At 42.9% G+C, this 16,290-nt stretch carries 13 protein-coding genes; 8 read left to right on the top strand and 5 right to left on the bottom strand.

The window, feature by feature from the left end; translation table 11 throughout:
• The first annotated feature begins 8 nt into the window (after positions 1-8).
• The 3 genes from creD to AC2CZC_RS20245 all read left to right on the top strand — a co-directional run bounded on the left by creD (position 9) and on the right by AC2CZC_RS20245 (position 2,622).
• The gene (creD, locus tag AC2CZC_RS20255) at positions 9-1,358 is read left to right on the top strand and encodes a cell envelope integrity protein CreD (RefSeq protein WP_484583163.1); all 1,350 of its coding nucleotides are present in this window, start codon (positions 9-11) and stop codon (positions 1,356-1,358) included.
• Between the two features lie 108 nt (positions 1,359-1,466).
• Positions 1,467-2,099, top strand: a complete 633-nt coding sequence (locus tag AC2CZC_RS20250; protein WP_484583162.1) for a LysE family translocator — start codon at positions 1,467-1,469, stop codon at positions 2,097-2,099.
• A 19-nt stretch (positions 2,100-2,118) separates the two neighbouring features.
• Positions 2,119-2,622 carry a GNAT family N-acetyltransferase gene (locus tag AC2CZC_RS20245; RefSeq protein ID WP_063363234.1) on the top strand — a complete coding sequence of 168 codons (504 nt, stop codon included), beginning with the start codon at positions 2,119-2,121 and terminating at the stop codon, positions 2,620-2,622.
• 79 nt (positions 2,623-2,701) lie between these two features.
• Here the strand turns inward: AC2CZC_RS20245 and AC2CZC_RS20240 are convergent, their stop codons facing one another.
• Together AC2CZC_RS20240 and AC2CZC_RS20235 are read right to left on the bottom strand one after the other, a co-directional pair.
• On the bottom strand, positions 2,702-3,388 hold the full coding sequence (locus AC2CZC_RS20240) for a tRNA (adenine(22)-N(1))-methyltransferase (protein ID WP_484583161.1): 687 nt from the start codon (positions 3,386-3,388) through the stop codon (positions 2,702-2,704).
• A complete protein-coding gene (locus tag AC2CZC_RS20235) occupies positions 3,389-3,994 on the bottom strand; it encodes a TetR/AcrR family transcriptional regulator (RefSeq protein WP_484583160.1) in 606 nt (201 codons plus the stop codon).
• A 192-nt stretch (positions 3,995-4,186) separates the two neighbouring features.
• Here AC2CZC_RS20235 and AC2CZC_RS20230 point away from each other — a divergent pair, with 192 nt between their 5' ends.
• The 3 genes from AC2CZC_RS20230 to AC2CZC_RS20220 all read left to right on the top strand — a co-directional run bounded on the left by AC2CZC_RS20230 (position 4,187) and on the right by AC2CZC_RS20220 (position 6,098).
• The gene (locus AC2CZC_RS20230) at positions 4,187-5,227 is read left to right on the top strand and encodes an MBL fold metallo-hydrolase (protein ID WP_484584910.1); all 1,041 of its coding nucleotides are present in this window, start codon (positions 4,187-4,189) and stop codon (positions 5,225-5,227) included.
• A 60-nt stretch (positions 5,228-5,287) separates the two neighbouring features.
• The gene (locus AC2CZC_RS20225; protein ID WP_284018810.1) at positions 5,288-5,650 is read left to right on the top strand and encodes a nuclear transport factor 2 family protein; all 363 of its coding nucleotides are present in this window, start codon (positions 5,288-5,290) and stop codon (positions 5,648-5,650) included.
• Positions 5,651-5,732: 82 nt separating this feature from the next.
• Complete coding sequence (locus tag AC2CZC_RS20220; RefSeq protein WP_484583159.1) at positions 5,733-6,098, top strand: hypothetical protein; 366 nt, start codon at positions 5,733-5,735, stop codon at positions 6,096-6,098.
• 201 nt (positions 6,099-6,299) lie between these two features.
• Here the strand turns inward: AC2CZC_RS20220 and AC2CZC_RS20215 are convergent, their stop codons facing one another.
• Positions 6,300-6,629 carry a hypothetical protein gene (locus AC2CZC_RS20215; RefSeq protein WP_484583158.1) on the bottom strand — a complete coding sequence of 110 codons (330 nt, stop codon included), beginning with the start codon at positions 6,627-6,629 and terminating at the stop codon, positions 6,300-6,302.
• A 271-nt stretch (positions 6,630-6,900) separates the two neighbouring features.
• Here AC2CZC_RS20215 and AC2CZC_RS20210 point away from each other — a divergent pair, with 271 nt between their 5' ends.
• A complete protein-coding gene (locus tag AC2CZC_RS20210) occupies positions 6,901-7,821 on the top strand; it encodes a glycerophosphodiester phosphodiesterase family protein (RefSeq protein ID WP_484583157.1) in 921 nt (306 codons plus the stop codon).
• 167 nt (positions 7,822-7,988) lie between these two features.
• Complete coding sequence (locus tag AC2CZC_RS20205) at positions 7,989-8,732, top strand: hypothetical protein (protein WP_484583156.1); 744 nt, start codon at positions 7,989-7,991, stop codon at positions 8,730-8,732.
• Between the two features lie 56 nt (positions 8,733-8,788).
• Here AC2CZC_RS20205 and AC2CZC_RS20200 read toward each other — a convergent pair whose 3' ends face one another.
• Both AC2CZC_RS20200 and AC2CZC_RS20195 read right to left on the bottom strand, forming a co-directional pair.
• On the bottom strand, positions 8,789-10,579 hold the full coding sequence (locus tag AC2CZC_RS20200) for a sulfite reductase subunit alpha (protein ID WP_484583155.1): 1,791 nt from the start codon (positions 10,577-10,579) through the stop codon (positions 8,789-8,791).
• A gap of 13 nt (positions 10,580-10,592) precedes the next feature.
• Positions 10,593-16,022, bottom strand: coding sequence for a glutamate synthase-related protein (locus AC2CZC_RS20195; protein ID WP_484583154.1), 5,430 nt, complete (start codon positions 16,020-16,022; stop codon positions 10,593-10,595).
• Positions 16,023-16,290: the final 268 nt, after the last annotated feature.

The following is a 16,290-nucleotide window of genomic DNA, read 5'->3' as shown; positions in this document are numbered from 1 at the left end:
AGTTAATTATGAATAATCAAAATAAAGAAAAAATCGGAATTAAATTTGTCACGCTGATTGGGGTGATAATTTTTCTGATGATCCCCATCATGTTCATTGCCGATTTAATTGATGAACGAAGTTCAATACAGCAACAAGTGCAACAAGAAATTGCCAAAAGCAGCAGTGACGAGCAGCGTCTGATTGGCCCGTTTTTATATATAGAGTACGAGCGGGAAGTAACACGTAATCAGGAAACTAAAACCATTAAGAACAAAGCGTTTGTTCTGCCTGATACACTGAAAGTTCATGCAAAGTTAGATACGTTTGAGAAGTATCGTAGCATTTATAAAGCCACTTTATACCGCTCTATTAATACCATCTCCGGTGAGTTTTCAGTGGCGCATCTCAATGAGCTTGAGACAGACAAGGTGCTGTCAGTAAACTTGGTGTTTGGTATTCAAGATATTCGCGGTATAGGCCTTGATTCAGTGCTTAAAGTAGCGAACAAAGAAGTAGACATGTTGCCTGGCACCTTGCTGACCAGCATAAAAGAGGGAGTTCATGCGCCAATCTCTGTCTCTGCGTTATCACAAGAAACATTGGCTTTCTCTGCTGATTTACATTTACAAGGCATGATGCGTCTTGCTGTATCCCCGCTTGGCAGTGAAACACACGTAAGCATGTCAGCAAACTGGCCTCACCCTAGTTTTGAAGGAGAGTATTTACCACTGAGTTCAGACATCAGTGACGAAGCTTTTACAGCGCATTGGCAAGCTAGTTATTTTTCTACCAACATGCAAAGCATATTTACCAGTTGCGTGATGCGTAATGAATGTACAGAGCTTACGAACCGTACCATGGGCGTTGCCCTTGTTGACCCAGTTGATCATTATTTAAAAAGCCATCGTGCTATTAATTATGCACTTTTGGTCATTTTACTTGTAATGGCAAGCTTCTTTTTACTCGAATTGGTGCGCTCAGAGCCTATCCACCCTGTTCAATACGGTTTTGTTGGGTTCACCTTGGCCATTTTTTACTTGTTACTGATCTCACTGAGTGAGCATCTAGGTTTTGGCTTTGCGTATGTAATCTCTACATTGAGTGCAACAGGTTTGCTTGGCTGGTATGTAGCTGGAGTATTAAACAGTGCCAAATTAGGTGTGTACTTTAGCCTTGGCTTGACGATGTTATACAGCCTGCTGTATGGCATGTTAGGGGCGGAGGATTATGCACTGCTAATGGGTAGCTTGATGTGCTTTATAGTCTTGTCTTTGGTGATGATTTTAACTCGCAAAGTGAACTGGTATGGTTCGGCTCAGCAATCGGTCAGTAAAACTAGATGTGAAACCGATCATGCGCAGGCTTCTAAGACTTAACTCTACACATAAAATATAAAAATCAATCATTAAGACGTATTTATCTAAAGGGAGTACGTGTGGCAAACTTGTCGGTTTTTTGCAGTAATAACGATGGAGATTGTATTTATGCTAGAACTTTCAATTTTGCCACTTTTTGTGATGACCTGTTTAATGCTGGCTGTGTCACCTGGGCCCGATCTGGTGCTTATTTCTGCTTACGCGTCTGGGCAAGGTGTATTAGCAGGAGTGAGGATATCCATGGGTATTTTTTTAGCTGGCATTGTACAAACTCTTGCTGTCGCTTTGGGACTGGGTCAACTAATGCAACAGTTTCCTCCTTTGATCATGATTATAAAAATGCTGGGTGCGCTGTATTTGGCATGGCTCGGTGTGACTATGCTGCGCACATGGTGGGCGAATAATCAACAGCTTGAAAACTCGGCGCAAGTCCCGAGTCTATCGTCTAGTAATCTGGTTTTAAAAGGGTTTTTAAACAATTTGATGAACCCAAAAGCCATCTTATTTTTTAGCGTGTTCTTAGTACAATTTACCAATGATGCGCAGCCAATGAGTATGCAGATCATCACTTTAGGTGTGTTGCTATGTACGATTGTATTGCTGGTTAACTTTGTTTTTTCATTTATTTTCAGTAAGGTAGCAAAGGTATTTGCTAGAAAAATTAAGATCAGCCAACATTTTGATGGCATTTTAGGTGCGCTGTTTTTGGCGCTGGCAGCAAGGTTAGCGCTGTCAAAATAACATCACAACGGGATATGCAATGACAACAATTGAAACCTTGGACACTGAACGGCTCAGGCTAGTTGCGCCAAATGAAGCGTGCCTAGATGCCTATTTGCAGTTTTATACCGATGGTAGTGCATCAAAAATGTACGGCGGGCCGATTGAGCCAGCAAAAGTACTCGCTAGACTTAAAGCCGATCTGGGGTGTTGGGCTTTATATGGTTTTGGGGTGTGGGCTGTACAAGAGAAAGAAACTGGCCACTATATTGGCACGTGTGGTTTTTGGCGCGGATACAATTGGCCAACGGAGCTCACTTGGTGGTTACTGCCAGCGGGGCGAGGCAAAGGCTATGCCTTTGAAGCGTCTAAAGCGGCGATTAAATATGCTTATGATGTATTGGAGTTTACACAGGTTCAAACCTACATGAATGATGACAATACAGCCGCTCGGGCACTGGTTGAGCGTTTAGGAGGCGTGAAAACGGACAGACAATGTTTTCCCGATGGTTTACATCGCGATATTTTTACGATTAAAAAATAATAAGAATATTCCATTTTTGAGAAGGGCCGGTGGTTGCAATAAAACCATCGGCCATTTCGCCAGTGCAGCAAGCTCTGCACTAGTTTTTGGGCGTGACCTTCACACCTTCATACGCTGCAATAATATCTGACACGTCATTGTCACCGCGATTAATACGTTGGTAGTGAGCGATGGTTTTATTCAAATATGCTTTTGCATGTGCAGATGATTGCGCATCACTATATTGCCAGATTGCTTCACCTACAGGCGAGATAGAGTGTGTTGTAGCTGAATGGTCATTAGTGATTTTTAGTATTTCGTAATAACGCTTATTTTCACTAATTAATACCTCATCAATCAGATTCAAATTAAGGTGATTAAGCGCTTGTCTTAAGGTATAGAGATGATGGACTGGGCAGAGTAAAAACTCGATGTCAGAATTTGGGTTATTGGCGAGTATTTGTTTGATAAATCGACCACATAGGTCACCGCCAACACCGGCAATAATCACAAGATGCTTCCCTGGTTTTTCCTCAAGCGGGAGTTTTGCAACATCCATACAATGGGTTTGCCATTGAGTTTGCATGTGAGCGTAAAACTGTGCCAGTTTCGCGTCTAAGGCTTCCATTAAATGGGGGACAATATCAACAAAATGTACCTTTGCATCAAGGTTTTTATCAAGTAGATTGGCGCCCAGTAGGCCATGATCACAACAGCAGTCCCAAATATGTGTGTACTGGTTATCTACAAGCTGACTAATTTCTGCAAGTCGTTTACCTAACTTCATTTATCGCTCACTGTTAACTTGATAGCGGGCTAAAAACATATCGACGGTTTCTTCAATGACCTTGTCTTGGGTGATGTGAGCATCAAGCTTAAAACCATACAAGCGAGGGTAAAAAATAAAGGACTTTAACTGAAAGACAAATTGCTTGGCTGCGAAAGTAATATCATCGACTTCCAGTTGCTTTGCGGTTATTGCGTGGTCAATAAAGGTTTCGAAATAGCGCATACAGCCCACTTTGGTGTTATTTAAGTGTGCAGCCATATCTGGGTTTTGCAACAGCTCTAAAAATGCCACCCGCGCGATGCGCAAAAAGGGAGCAGAGGTTAACATGTCTGCCTCTGATTTTGCGATGTCGATAAGCTGATCGCGCATAGGTTTGTCATTCGTATAAACAAGCTCTTGGTCTTGGGTTACTTGGCTGAGCATGTTTTCAATCACGGCGTAAAGTAGTGCTTCTTTGCTATCAAAGTGGTTATATACAGTGCGTTTAGATACTTCTGCTGTTTGGGCAACCAAATCCATACTGGTTTGTTGCGCACCCTGTTCAGCAAATAAATGTTCTGCTGCATGAATGATTTGCAAGCGCTTTTTCTCTGATAGCTTCATCAATTAACTCCTCACTTTGATGGGGATAGTGTAGCTGAAATCAAAAAAACTTGCACTGTGTAGTTTACTTTTATTGATTATTGTGAAAAACTGCACCGTGTAGTTTACTTTTGGTGGTGGCGTATGAAAGCTAAATATAAAGTGTCTTTTGTAGCAGCACTATTATTTGGATTAACGGTCGGAGGATGTTCTATGGTGTCAAACTTAGACGCGCAAGTGAATGAAACGGGTTATCGCTCAACACAATTTAAAGAGGGGAAGTTTCACAACACCAGCGAAACCCAACCACCAAGTTTAAGTAAAACGCTGGGCATTTTTTGGCGCTTTATAACGGAATCAAAAGTATCGCCTGTGCCGAGCAAGCCATTACCCATGGTACAACAGACGCCATCTATGTTGGCACAGCTGTCGGACACACAAGTACATATGATCAAATTAGGTCACTCATCTATTTTGCTTAAAGTGTATGGCAAATATTGGTTGTTAGATCCGGTGTTTTCTAAACGCGCATCGCCATTTAGTTTTGCAGGGCCTGAGCGCTTTCAAGAAACGCCTATCTCTCTCGAAGACTTACCGCCTATTGAGCGCATTTTAATTTCTCATAATCACTACGATCATTTAGACAAAGACAGCGTGTTGGCTTTGATGGATAAAACGCAGGAAATTTTTGTTCCACTTGGCGTGGAAGGGGATCTTGCTCAGTGGGGAGTGGATAAAGCCAAGATTAAAGTATTTGACTGGTGGCAGGAGCATGTTGACAGTGAGGGTTTGGTCGCATTCGTACCGACACAGCATTTTTCTGGCAGGGGACTGGGCGATGGGAATAAAACGCTGTGGGGTTCATGGGTAATAAAAGCGGGTGAGCAAAGTCTTTATTTTAGCGGTGATTCTGGATATTTCGATGGCTTTAAAGACATAGGTCGACGCTATGGGCCATTTAATTACACTTTTATTGAAACTGGTGCTTATGACAAAGATTGGGCTGATATCCATATGACGCCCGAACAAAGCGTGCAAGCACATATTGATTTGAATGCAGAGGTCATGTTGCCCATTCATAATGGGACATTCGACTTGGCATTCCACGCTTGGTATGAGCCGTTAGAGCGTGTATCTAGAGCCGCTCAACAGCATCAAGTGACAATCAACACACCTATTGTTGGTGAAGTACTTACTGCTGGAGAGGCGCATAATAATGCCTTTTGGTGGAAATCTTTCATGTCTAACGGTTAACACTCGACATTTGTTTGTATAGTATACCGGTCCAAGTTAATAATAATTTGGACCTTCTTTATGCATACAGAAATAGAACAAGCCACCATTGCCATTGTCGACCGTCAACTTGAAGCCTATAACAATCAAGATATTGACGCTTTTGCAGCGACGTACAGCGATGACGTAGAAATTTATCAATCACAAACCTTGGTGTTCAAAGGCAAAGACGCCTTGATTGAACGCTATGGTAAAAAATTCGCTAGCCTAAGCTATTTGCACGCAACTTCATTAAAGCGCATTGTCCATGAGCACTTTTTGATTGATCATGAGTTGGCTGAGTCTTCGACATTACCAAGCAAAGAGGTAGACAACAGTATTAAAGTGATCGCAGCTTACGAAGTGCAAGACGGCCTTATTTGCAAAGTGACGTTTATGGGCTAATAACTTAGATGGTTTGTGACGTTTACAGAGTTTTTGATATTGATTATTATTATCAGTATCAAAAGCTAAGTTATGTTGGGTTATGAACTATCATCAGGTAATTGCTAAAGATGCATTTGAACAAGCATATGAGTCTGCCAGTGCGGAATTTGCAGTAAAAGCAATGATACTCAAGCATAGCCCCGCTAATATAGATAACCTTACAGATTACATTGAAGCTGGGCGTAAATTTATATCAGTGTGCTTAAGTGGCCACGATCCGTTACATACTGCACAATTACGTATGTGGTTTAGACGCAATTTGGTTTTAAATTCAAGCAGGGGCTCAGCAAATTTAAAGTTTAAACATATTTGCCGTGCAGAACTAAAGCGCTTAGATAAGCACTTAAAAGTCGTGTTTTCATACTATGGCAGTAATATTATCCCTTTGTTGCCGCAAGTGAAGTAATTTTGAGTACGATTGGCTATTGATCTTCTTAGCCGCTGCCGACAAGTCAAACTCGAGTTTCGCCAAATAGCTTCTATCGTATTGTTGCTTTCAGGCTTATTATGCTAAAGGGCGGGCAAGCCATCACCACATGCTCCTGTTTTGAACGTAAGCGTCACTTTTAGCGATTTAAAAGCATGTAAATATGCTCATTATTATGTATTAACTTTCAACTTTGGCCATGATGAACTGATTATTTTCTTCACGAAATAAGTAGAAAGTGAACGTATTATTTTGCTTTATTGACCCTGAGCTATAAATCATAAACGTCAGCGGAGAGTGTGTTAAATAGCGGTATTCAAATGGCGAGCCCCATTTGTCTAATGGTACGCTACTGAGTAGCTCGGGATGAAGTTCAGTCAGTGTTTTTAAAGAGTGCAAATTAGCTAAGTTATTGCCTGATTTGGTGTGATAAATAGTGAGCGCATCCGAAATTTTTAACACATTGGAGACGTCTTTGTTGGTTTGATTACTAAATAAGTTAGTAATCATTAGTAACAGCAAAATGAGTATCACTAAGGTGCTGTAAATCGTGTTTCTTTGTATTGTCATTGTTATAAGAAACAGTCTAAATAATAAGCGCGGCGGACATGCTTTTAAGTAAAATTCAGTAATATCATTAAGATGAATAAAAATAAAGCAAATGACGATATATTTAGGTAGTAACCAGCGACCATAGCGCTGTGATTAGAGGTTAGATAATTCCTTAAGCCTACTAACTTTGCTAAAATGCGAGGCTTAAAGGTTTATTTTTGAGGAATTCATGAAACATTGGGCTGTACGTTTATCCATTTTAATACTCATTATTTTAGCTGCAAGACAACCTGATCTTGAGCTACAAAACCCCGGAAAGGTTATCTCTTACAAAGGATTAGTACAACCTACTGACTACAGAGGTGTGACTAACGAAACTTGTACAGCAAGCAGGTTGACGTCTATTGAACATCCATTTATCGAAAATACGCTCCCCGCAATTGAGAAAGCATTTGAATTGGGGGCAGATACTGTGCACCTGAACGTACATGCGACAGCAGATAAAGAGCTGGCTATTTTTCATGATTGGACCCTAGGTTGCCGAACCAATGGCGAAGGGGTGACCTCAAAGCAAACTATGGAATACTTAAAAACCTTAGATGCAGGCTATGGTTACAGTGTCGGTGAAGAGGAAGTATACCCACTTAGAGGCAAAGGGGTTGGCCTCATTCCGTCATTAACTGAAGTACTGACACAATTCCCTGAAAAATCGTTTTTACTTAATGTGAAAACCGCAGGCCCAGAGTCAATAGAAGTCTTGGCAAGTCATTTAAGTAAGTTGACTACTGAGCAACGCAGCCGTATTAGCTTTATGGGTATTCAAAGTATATCAGAGGAGATTGTTGAGCAATTCCCTGAGCAAATGACTTACTCAAAAGAGGTCGGTAAACGCTGTCTTGTGAAGTACATTTTTATTGGTTGGTCGCGCTATTACCCGGGTTCGTGTAGTAATACAACCCTCGTTATCCCAGAGCAGTTTGGTAAGATTTTATGGGGATGGCCTGAGCAATTTGCAGCCCGAGCCCAGCAAAACGGCAGTGAAGTCTACCTTTATCAAACCAAGCAGCCTTACTCATCAGGCAGTGATTTAAGAGAGCAGGGAATTGGCCTGTTTACTGCAGATATGTATGGCTTATCTGGTCAAAAATGAGAACAAGATAATCGCATTTAATTAATAATACTAGATTAAATTTTTATTATAAATTATCGGGATATTAGAATATTAATATTCCGATTTTTTGTTTTTGATATTATTTTAGTCATTTTATTTGTGTTATAGTCGCCTTGATTATTCAACTATACATAAAAGGAATATGTATGAAACTCAGAAAAACACTGTCGGCTATCGCTTTACTTTTATCTGCATCTGGCGCTTCTGCACAAGATTATGTTGGTGGTTTAAGTATTGATACTGCGAGCTTAGTATGGTCATCAAGTAACAGTTACAGCAGTGGTCAGGTTGTTAGAGAGAGCAGTTCTGGAGATTTGTATCTAGCGAAGGTTAGTATTAATGCGAATGACAGTAATTTAACTCCTAGTGACGATTCGCGTTGGGTACTGTTGCTAAAAGGAGATGTTCACGCTGGTGATACAATTAAAGTGCCAGAGTCAGGCAAAGCGATATTTGTAACTAGCCAAGAGTATAGTGGCTTCAATGTTTATGGTAATGGTAAAGCAGATGAGTATTGTCAGACTGCTGCGGACGCTTCGCCAAATGTACCAAGTGGTGTATATACTGCGTGGAATATTTCAAATGCGGCTTCTCCGATTGCCACTTCTGCGGCGTATTATTTACTAGATGGCACTAAAGTTGTAAACCAAGGAAGTGATTTAAAGTTATATAGCTCTATTCTTCATCCAATTAACCTTGATGAGTCTTTGAGTCAAGTGAGTGCGAGTGTATGGACTGAAGCAGATTCTGCTTGGACTTGTAGAGTAGGTCCTGGTGAATATGCACCTAATATTGGTGGTGATTCTTCAAAGTCGGACAGAAATTGGGCTGCGGGATACAGCTCAAAAATGTGTTTCAATAAAGCGAGACTTTACTGCGCTCAAAAATAAAGAAGCGACGTATTGAGAGGTTGCTTAGCAACCTCTTCGCATTGATTTATCAAACCTTAGTACACGTCTCGCACATAACGTTTTTGTTTTTTAAGGCTTGCGACATATGCTTGCGCCTCTGCTTCATCAAAACTACCGTGCTTGGCAATGACATCATGCAAGGCCTTATCGACGTCTTTGGCCATTCTGAATGCATCACCACACACATAAAAATAAGCACCACGTTCTAACCAGCTAAAGAGCTCTGCGCCTTGTTCTTGCATTTTGTCTTGTACATAGACTTTTTGCGGCTGGTCTCGAGAGAATGCTAAATCTAAACGAGTAAGCAATCCACTTTGCTGCATTTGTTCTAGCTCTTCTTGGTATAAAAAGTCACATGATTTTTGTCTATCGCCAAAAAACAACCAGTTGTCACCAGAAGCTTCAGTGGCCGCGCGTTCTTCTAAAAAGCCCCTAAATGGCGCAATACCGGTTCCCGGACCGACCATGATGATCGGCGCTGAGTGATCTTCGGGTACTGAAAAGTGCTTGTTTGGCGCAAAGTAGCATTTCACCTTATCGCCGGGCTTACAGACGTCGGCCAAAAAGGTGGAACAGACTCCATTATGGGCGCGGTTTTCTTGCTCATAACGGACGCTGGCAATGGTTAAATGCACTTGATTTTCATGTTTTTTGATACTCGATGAGATTGAATAAGCTCTTGGCGCAAGTGGTTTAGATAAACGGATAAAGTCGCTTGCGGTGAATGCATTGGGCGCATAATTTCTTAGTAGATCAACACAATCTAGACCCCAGATAAAATCATTTAAGGCTTGAGCATCTTCTTCTAGTTTAGCGATAAATTGAGCATCACCACTACGAACAGCCACTTCAGCGACAAACTCTTTACTTGGTATTCTGATTTCTAAATGTTCACTAAAAATAGTTTGCAGTGCCAGCGTATGGCCATCGTGCTGCTCTTGCTGCTCAGGGCGCGCCCCAAGTAATGCGATGATTTCTTCAACCAAATCTGCACGATTAACAGGGATCAAATTAATGGCATCCCCTGCGTCATACACTTCCTTTGAATCAAGTAAAGAAAACTCGTAGTGGCATGTCTCTTTACCAGAGCCCGGCTTATTCAGTGTATACGCGTTGACCAATTCGGCTTCAAATGGGTTGTCTCGTGTGAATTTGGGTTTGGCTTTTTTAGTGGCCACAGGCGCACTAGTAGGAATAACTTCACTTTGCCCGTTACTGCCTTTTTGTGCAATGGTCGGCAAGGTTTCAGCAATCCACTCTTGCGCGGGCGACTCAAAGGCCACATCGCAATCGACTCTGTCTGCGATGCGTGTTGCGCCAAGCGCTTCAAGGCGCTCATCCCATTGAATACCAGCAAGGCAAAAATCATCGTAATTAGTATCACCAAGAGCCAGCACAGAGAAATAGGTGTTGTCGAAGCGAGGCGCTGTGTCACTAGATATATCATCCCACAGTGCCTGCGCGTTATCAGGCATCTCGCCTTCACCATATGTACTGGTAATAACCAGTAGCCGTTCAGCTTGGCTGAGCTGAGTCAATTCAGCATCATCCATATCAAGCACCACAGGAGAAAGACCGTGATTTTTGGCTATTTCAGCTGCTTCTTCGGCAACGCCCTCGGCGTTCCCTGTTTGAGAACCATAAATAATGGTGATGGGTTTAACCTGCTGTTGCGGCGCGCTGGTGGTTGATACATGCTCTTCTTTGACCAGCAAACGTGTATGCAGACCTGCTAAAAAGCCGCCTAGCCATTGTCTTTGATCGTCGTTAAATGGGATATCCTGTGGTAAAAACGGGACTTTTTTGTTGCTTTTAATGTGTTCCATAATCTTCTCCTACTTACGCAGCGTGTCTGACGGCTTCTGAAAGTACATGGCAATAATGTGTGGCGAGTAATTCATTTAAACTGCGATATTCAAGCAAGGCTTGTTGCACCGCTTTGTCTCTGTGAATGATCCACACACTTGTCCCAATCGCTGGTGAGTCACATACCTCTCTAAGAGAGAGGGCATCTTTGTAATCTTGCACACGTTTTTGCGCCAGCAAGCAACTAAGTGCTTGGTCGTCATAACTGGCAAGCGCTTCTTTGGCGTCTTTAGCTAATGCATCGATGAGCTTGTGATCTAACGTATCAAACAAATAATGTGCATTGACCTCTGTATAGCCTTGCGCATGTTGTTTTTGTACAAGTTGATCTGCCCTATGCAAAATGCCTGCGCTGCTGATATAGCGATAAACAAGCTCGGTATCACAGTCCCCATAATCGGGGAGTTCACCATCAAATAAGCTGATATTGGTGTCGTGATAGCCCTGATATGCATGCTTTATCGTTTTAACTGACTTTTCAGCCCAGCCTTGTGATAGTTCTTCCAACATGGCGCGTCTATTGAGCGTTTGCACAATGCGATCCGCACAGTGATACTGGAATAACGCATTCGGAATAAGCACATAAAAGTGTTGTTTGGTTGTTTGCCAATCATCTAAAAGCGCCTGAACTTTTAGGGAGCGTGTTGCTGTAACATGATCAGTTAAATGTTGTAATAGTGCTTGTTCTTGCCCTTTGCAAAGTGCATTGTCTTCTCCTAGGTGCAAAGCGGTGACTGAATCTTGGGAGCAGAGTTCACTTATTCGTCCTGACGGATCGTATTGATAAGCGGTGCCACCGCTCATACCGTTACCAAAGCCTTTGCCATATGCGCCAATATTCACAATGGCACCATTGGTCATATATTCGCAGCAAAAGTCGCCAACACCTTCAATCACAGCAACGGCTCCTGAGTTCCTAACACCAAATCTATCACCTGCTTGGCCGTTAACGTAAAGCTGTCCGCCCGTCGCACCAAATAAAGCAAAGTTTCCTATGAGGACATTTTCTTCTATAGAGTTATTAGCACTGGTAACGACGATCTGTCCGCCACTAGCCCCTTTTCCGACACCATCATTACAAGTCCCTATATGTTGCAGACACATACCTGAGTTATTAAAAGCACCGTAGCTTTGGCCCGCAGAACCGGTTGTATGCAGTTTAATGCTATTGGGTTTGAGCGTTTTACGACCATTTTCGAGGCGCATTATGGCGGGGTGGTTTTCAATGTCAGCATCCGATAAGCGGTAATTCAAAATACGCTCAATATCGATGGCCAATTGACCACCTACGGTTTTGTTGCAGTTGTTAAGCTTGACAGGTTCACTTTCAAACTGGGTGAGCTTAGTGTTAAGAAAATCACTTTTTAATTGCTGCAACCAAGCACTGTCGATGTCAAAGTTAGCTTCTAAATAAATTGGTGTAGTAATCTTTATTTCTTGGGCTGGCTTCAACATTGCTGCCATATCCAGCTTACCGACCATGGCTGGGTGAGATATCAAATGCAAAAGGTCTGAACGTCCTCGAACTTCAGCTAGAGAGCGATAACCAATCCTGGCTAAAATTTCGCGGACTTCGTGGGCTACATTCATAAAATACTGTGCAAGCGCTCTTGGGTCGCCTCGATACACTTCTGGATTTGTGGTCAATCCTGCAGGACATTTTAAATTACAGTTTTTGGCCATCACACACTTGAGCATCATCAAGGCGGTGGTACCAAATTCAAAGGAATCCCCTCCAAGCATCGCTGATTTCACCACGTCACTACCAGTTTGGTGTGCGTTAGAGCAGCGAAGCGTTATTTTGTCGCGTAGGCCATTTTCGGCCAGCGCTTGATGCACTTCTGCAATGCCAATGTCGGCAGCACGCCCCGTGTGTTTTAAACTGGTTACTTGCGCAGCCCCCGTGCCACCGGTATTACCTGCGACATTGATGACATCTGCGCCAGCCTTGGCGACACCCACAGCAATAGTACCAATTCCTTCAGAAGACACTAGCTTAACAATCACGCGTACGCGCGCGGCTTTTGCATCATGAATTAACTGGCCTAAGTCTTCGATTGAATAGGTATCATGATGCGGTGGAGGAGAGACGAGTTCGACGCCTGGCGTACCCCCTCTTGCTGCGGCGATAACTACGTTCACTTTTGGCGCGGGTAATTGTCCGCCTTCGCCAGGTTTTGCACCTTGACCAATTTTGATTTCGATTTCCTGTAGTGCAGGATCGGCAAGATAGCCAGTCCAAACACCGAAGCGCCCTGAGGCAAACTGCTTAATTTTACTGGCTTTGACCGTATTGTAGCGGCGCGAGTTTTCACCGCCTTCACCTGAGTTACTCATCGCACCTGCGATATTAGTACCTTGCGCAACAGCCTCGTGGGCCTTTTCTACCAAGGCGCCATGACTCATTGCGCCAGAGGCGAATGTCGCCGTGATTTCATGAGCGGGCTGCACATCAGTGAGAGAAATTTCATCTGCGCCGCTCACTAATTTGTTACACAACTTATCAAGCGTAGAGTTAGTTCGTGTTTCAATGAGTATTTTGTCATTGGCTGGCAGAACTTCATACACTTCTGCTTTGAATAGTTGATTGAGTGCCTCAGCCAGAAAGTTATTGGTATCTACATTATTGGCGCTGTGGCTCAATAGCCATTTGTGCTGTGCGATGGGTTCAACATTTAACCCTCTCACATGTACTTGGAAGGAGCCTGAAATCTCAATCAACTTGAGCGCATCAATGAAGGCTTGCGTGCTGTTAAGTTGGGTAAAGTCTAAGGGTAGGGCGAGCACGTCTCGCAGTGCTGCAGGCCGATGATGGCGTTCAACCAGTAAGTTGTGGCTAAACTCCCTGTAAGCTTGTGTTATCTTAAATTGAGCGATTTGCTCAGGCGTTCTGGCTTCGAAGCCTAAGTCTTTATAACCATCGTCCTCAGGCAAGATCACGCCTGTGTCTGTGGACTCCAGCTGTGATTCATCAATATATTGAATTTTCTCTTCTGTCATATTGATGTATTCACGTACGGCAGTTGTACCAAAACTGTGACCGGCTCCTTGCGCACGCTCTTTGAATAAACCGAGCACAGGTATTTGATCTTCAGCTTGCACTTCGAATACTTTTTTATGCCAGCTTACGGCACTTTCTACGAGGTCTTTAAAGCGCGCTCCGCCAACTGGTGAGTGAATATTCGGGAAAATGGCTTTGAGCAATGGGTCATGAGTATCTATGAAGTTGGCTTCAAAAAATTCACCGCCAATGTAGCTCTCAACGGTACACAAACCGAATTTACCCATGGTTTTCATCAAGGCTTTTTCTGCGGCTTTTTGATATCGAGCGAGTGCATCGAGTACCGCTTGTTCATTTTCGAATAGCTCAACGGCGCGATTGTAGACAGTAATAGGGCACACCGCGGATGCACCAAACCCAAGTAGGCAAGCAAGGTCATGGGTGCTGGCGGCTTGACCTGTATGGCAGACTAAACTGGTATTAAAACGCAGCCCTTCGGCGATTAGCTTTTGGTTAATGGTCGCAACAGCTAACAGTGCCGGAATAGCTGCCTGCTGATGGGTAACCTCTTGGTCACTCAAGATGATAATATCGCAGCCGTCCTGAGCTAATTGCTCGGCGCGACAAGCCAGAGTCTTGAGTGCATCAAGTAATTGTTGTTGATGGTCTGAATGCTCTGGGTCAACATTAAACAGCATAGGCAAAGTGCTCACCTTGAGTGCGGTTTGGGCACTGACCTTCGCCAAATCTTGAGGTTTTAAGAGTGGTGAATTGAGCACAATTTGGCGGTGACTTGTTGGGCTAATATTGGGTTTTGCTCCTAGTGCAACACGTAAAGTCATACCATCGACTTCGCGAATGCTGTCCAGTGGCGGGTTAGTCACTTGCGCAAAACGCTGACTGAAGTAACGTGATACTCCCCCCTCTTCACGAGTAAGTACGTTGGGCGCGAGGCCATAACCCATTGCTGATATTTTTTCAGAGCCATCTTGCAACATGGGATCAAGCATAAATTTAAAGCTTTCTTGGTTCATGCTATACGCAACATGTTGTGCTGCTATGTTGAGCTGAGTATTGTGAGTGACATCGCTTTGATTAACAGTGGGGAGCTCTGCCAGTGTGAGTCTTGCTTTGTTTAACATCGCCGCGTAATCGTGTTCAGCTGCGAGTTCTTCCATGATTTGTGCGGTGAGTTTTATCTCTTTTTTTTGATGGTCAAAGACAATCATGCCGCCAGCCTCAATACGGCCTCTGCGAATAATCTCCTCATCGGGAAAGTCAATTTGCCCAGCTTCACTCATTACTGCTAGATAGTCATGGGTTTCAACGCTGCGAAGTGGCCTCAACCCGAGTCTATCCAATCGTGCGCCAACTTTAACGCCGTCGCCAAAAATAAAGGCCGCTGGGCCGTCGTTTTTCTCTTCATATAGTGAAAAGTATTCAAGCATCGCGCGCACCGGCTTAGATAAGCTCTCATCGTTTTCCCAAGCCGGTGGCATCATAGCCAGTGCTGCTACATCAATCGGCATGTCGTCTTCGATAACGCGTCTTGCAAGGGTTTGGTCAAGCCTTGCTGAATCAGATTGACCAGCAGGGAATATCAAACGCTTGTTTTTATATTTAGCAATGGCGTTTTCACTGAGTCTATTTTTCCTGTCGGTATTTAACTCTCCATTGTGTGCCATACGTCTAAATGGCTGAGCAAACATGGGGTTAGGCGCAGTATTGGTTGAAAATCGAGTATGGAAAAATAACGTGTGAACTTGCTGTTCCGGATCACTGAGATCTTTGAAATAGGGGATCACTTCCCAGCTATTTAATCGACCCTTTAATACTTGTGTTTGTGAGCTCATTGATAGCGGATATAAACCACGAAGGTGCTCTGAGGTAAATGCATGCAGCTCAATCTCTTCCAGTGCTTGATGTATTAGCGACTCAAAGACTGGTTGGCTGCTGATATGAACGGGTCTTGAAAAAACAAATTGTCTTATAGCTAGCTGTGCTTTTTGGCTTTCAGGGTTGAGTACAGAGCTGTCTGTTGCAACATCTCGTGTTGTTATAATCTCTAGATTATGTTCAGTTAGAACACGGCTGATCAATGACAGTGCATCTTCACGATTGGTACTGTCATTGGGCAGAAAAAAGTTAGCGACGCCAAACGCACCTAATTCTAGATGTGGTTGTTTGGTCACTTTTCTAAAAAATGTGAGAGATAAATCAATATTTACACCAGCGCCATCGCCAATTCCTTCGGCATTCATACCACCTCTATGTGGGATCATACATAGTGCCTGATGTGCGTGTTGGATAAGTTGATGTGTTTTTAAGCTCTGCTTGTGAGTAATAAAGCCGACACCACAACTAGACTTATCGAGGTCTTTATCAAATAAATATCGTTTCATAGTGTACCCAATTCAGTAAAACGGGTGTGCTCATCTTGGTCATTAACTTTGAAAACGAGCTACACATTTTTTAAGCAGGCTTTCCAAGCTACTTCTTTGTGAATTTATATGCAAATGATAAATATTTGTATTCTCTTGTTGTTGAGTGTTTTTGTTTTTTTTGCACGGATTTTATAAGGATTTTTATGTGTAAGTGGCTAAATAGTTTCTATTTTTTGTGTTTTTGCCCATGATTTTAAAAAGAGTTGAATATTTTTCACGCTTGTGA

The sequence above is a fragment of the Pseudoalteromonas sp. MMG033 genome (genome assembly GCF_057197785.1).
This window is presented reverse-complemented; position numbering and strand designations above follow the sequence as displayed.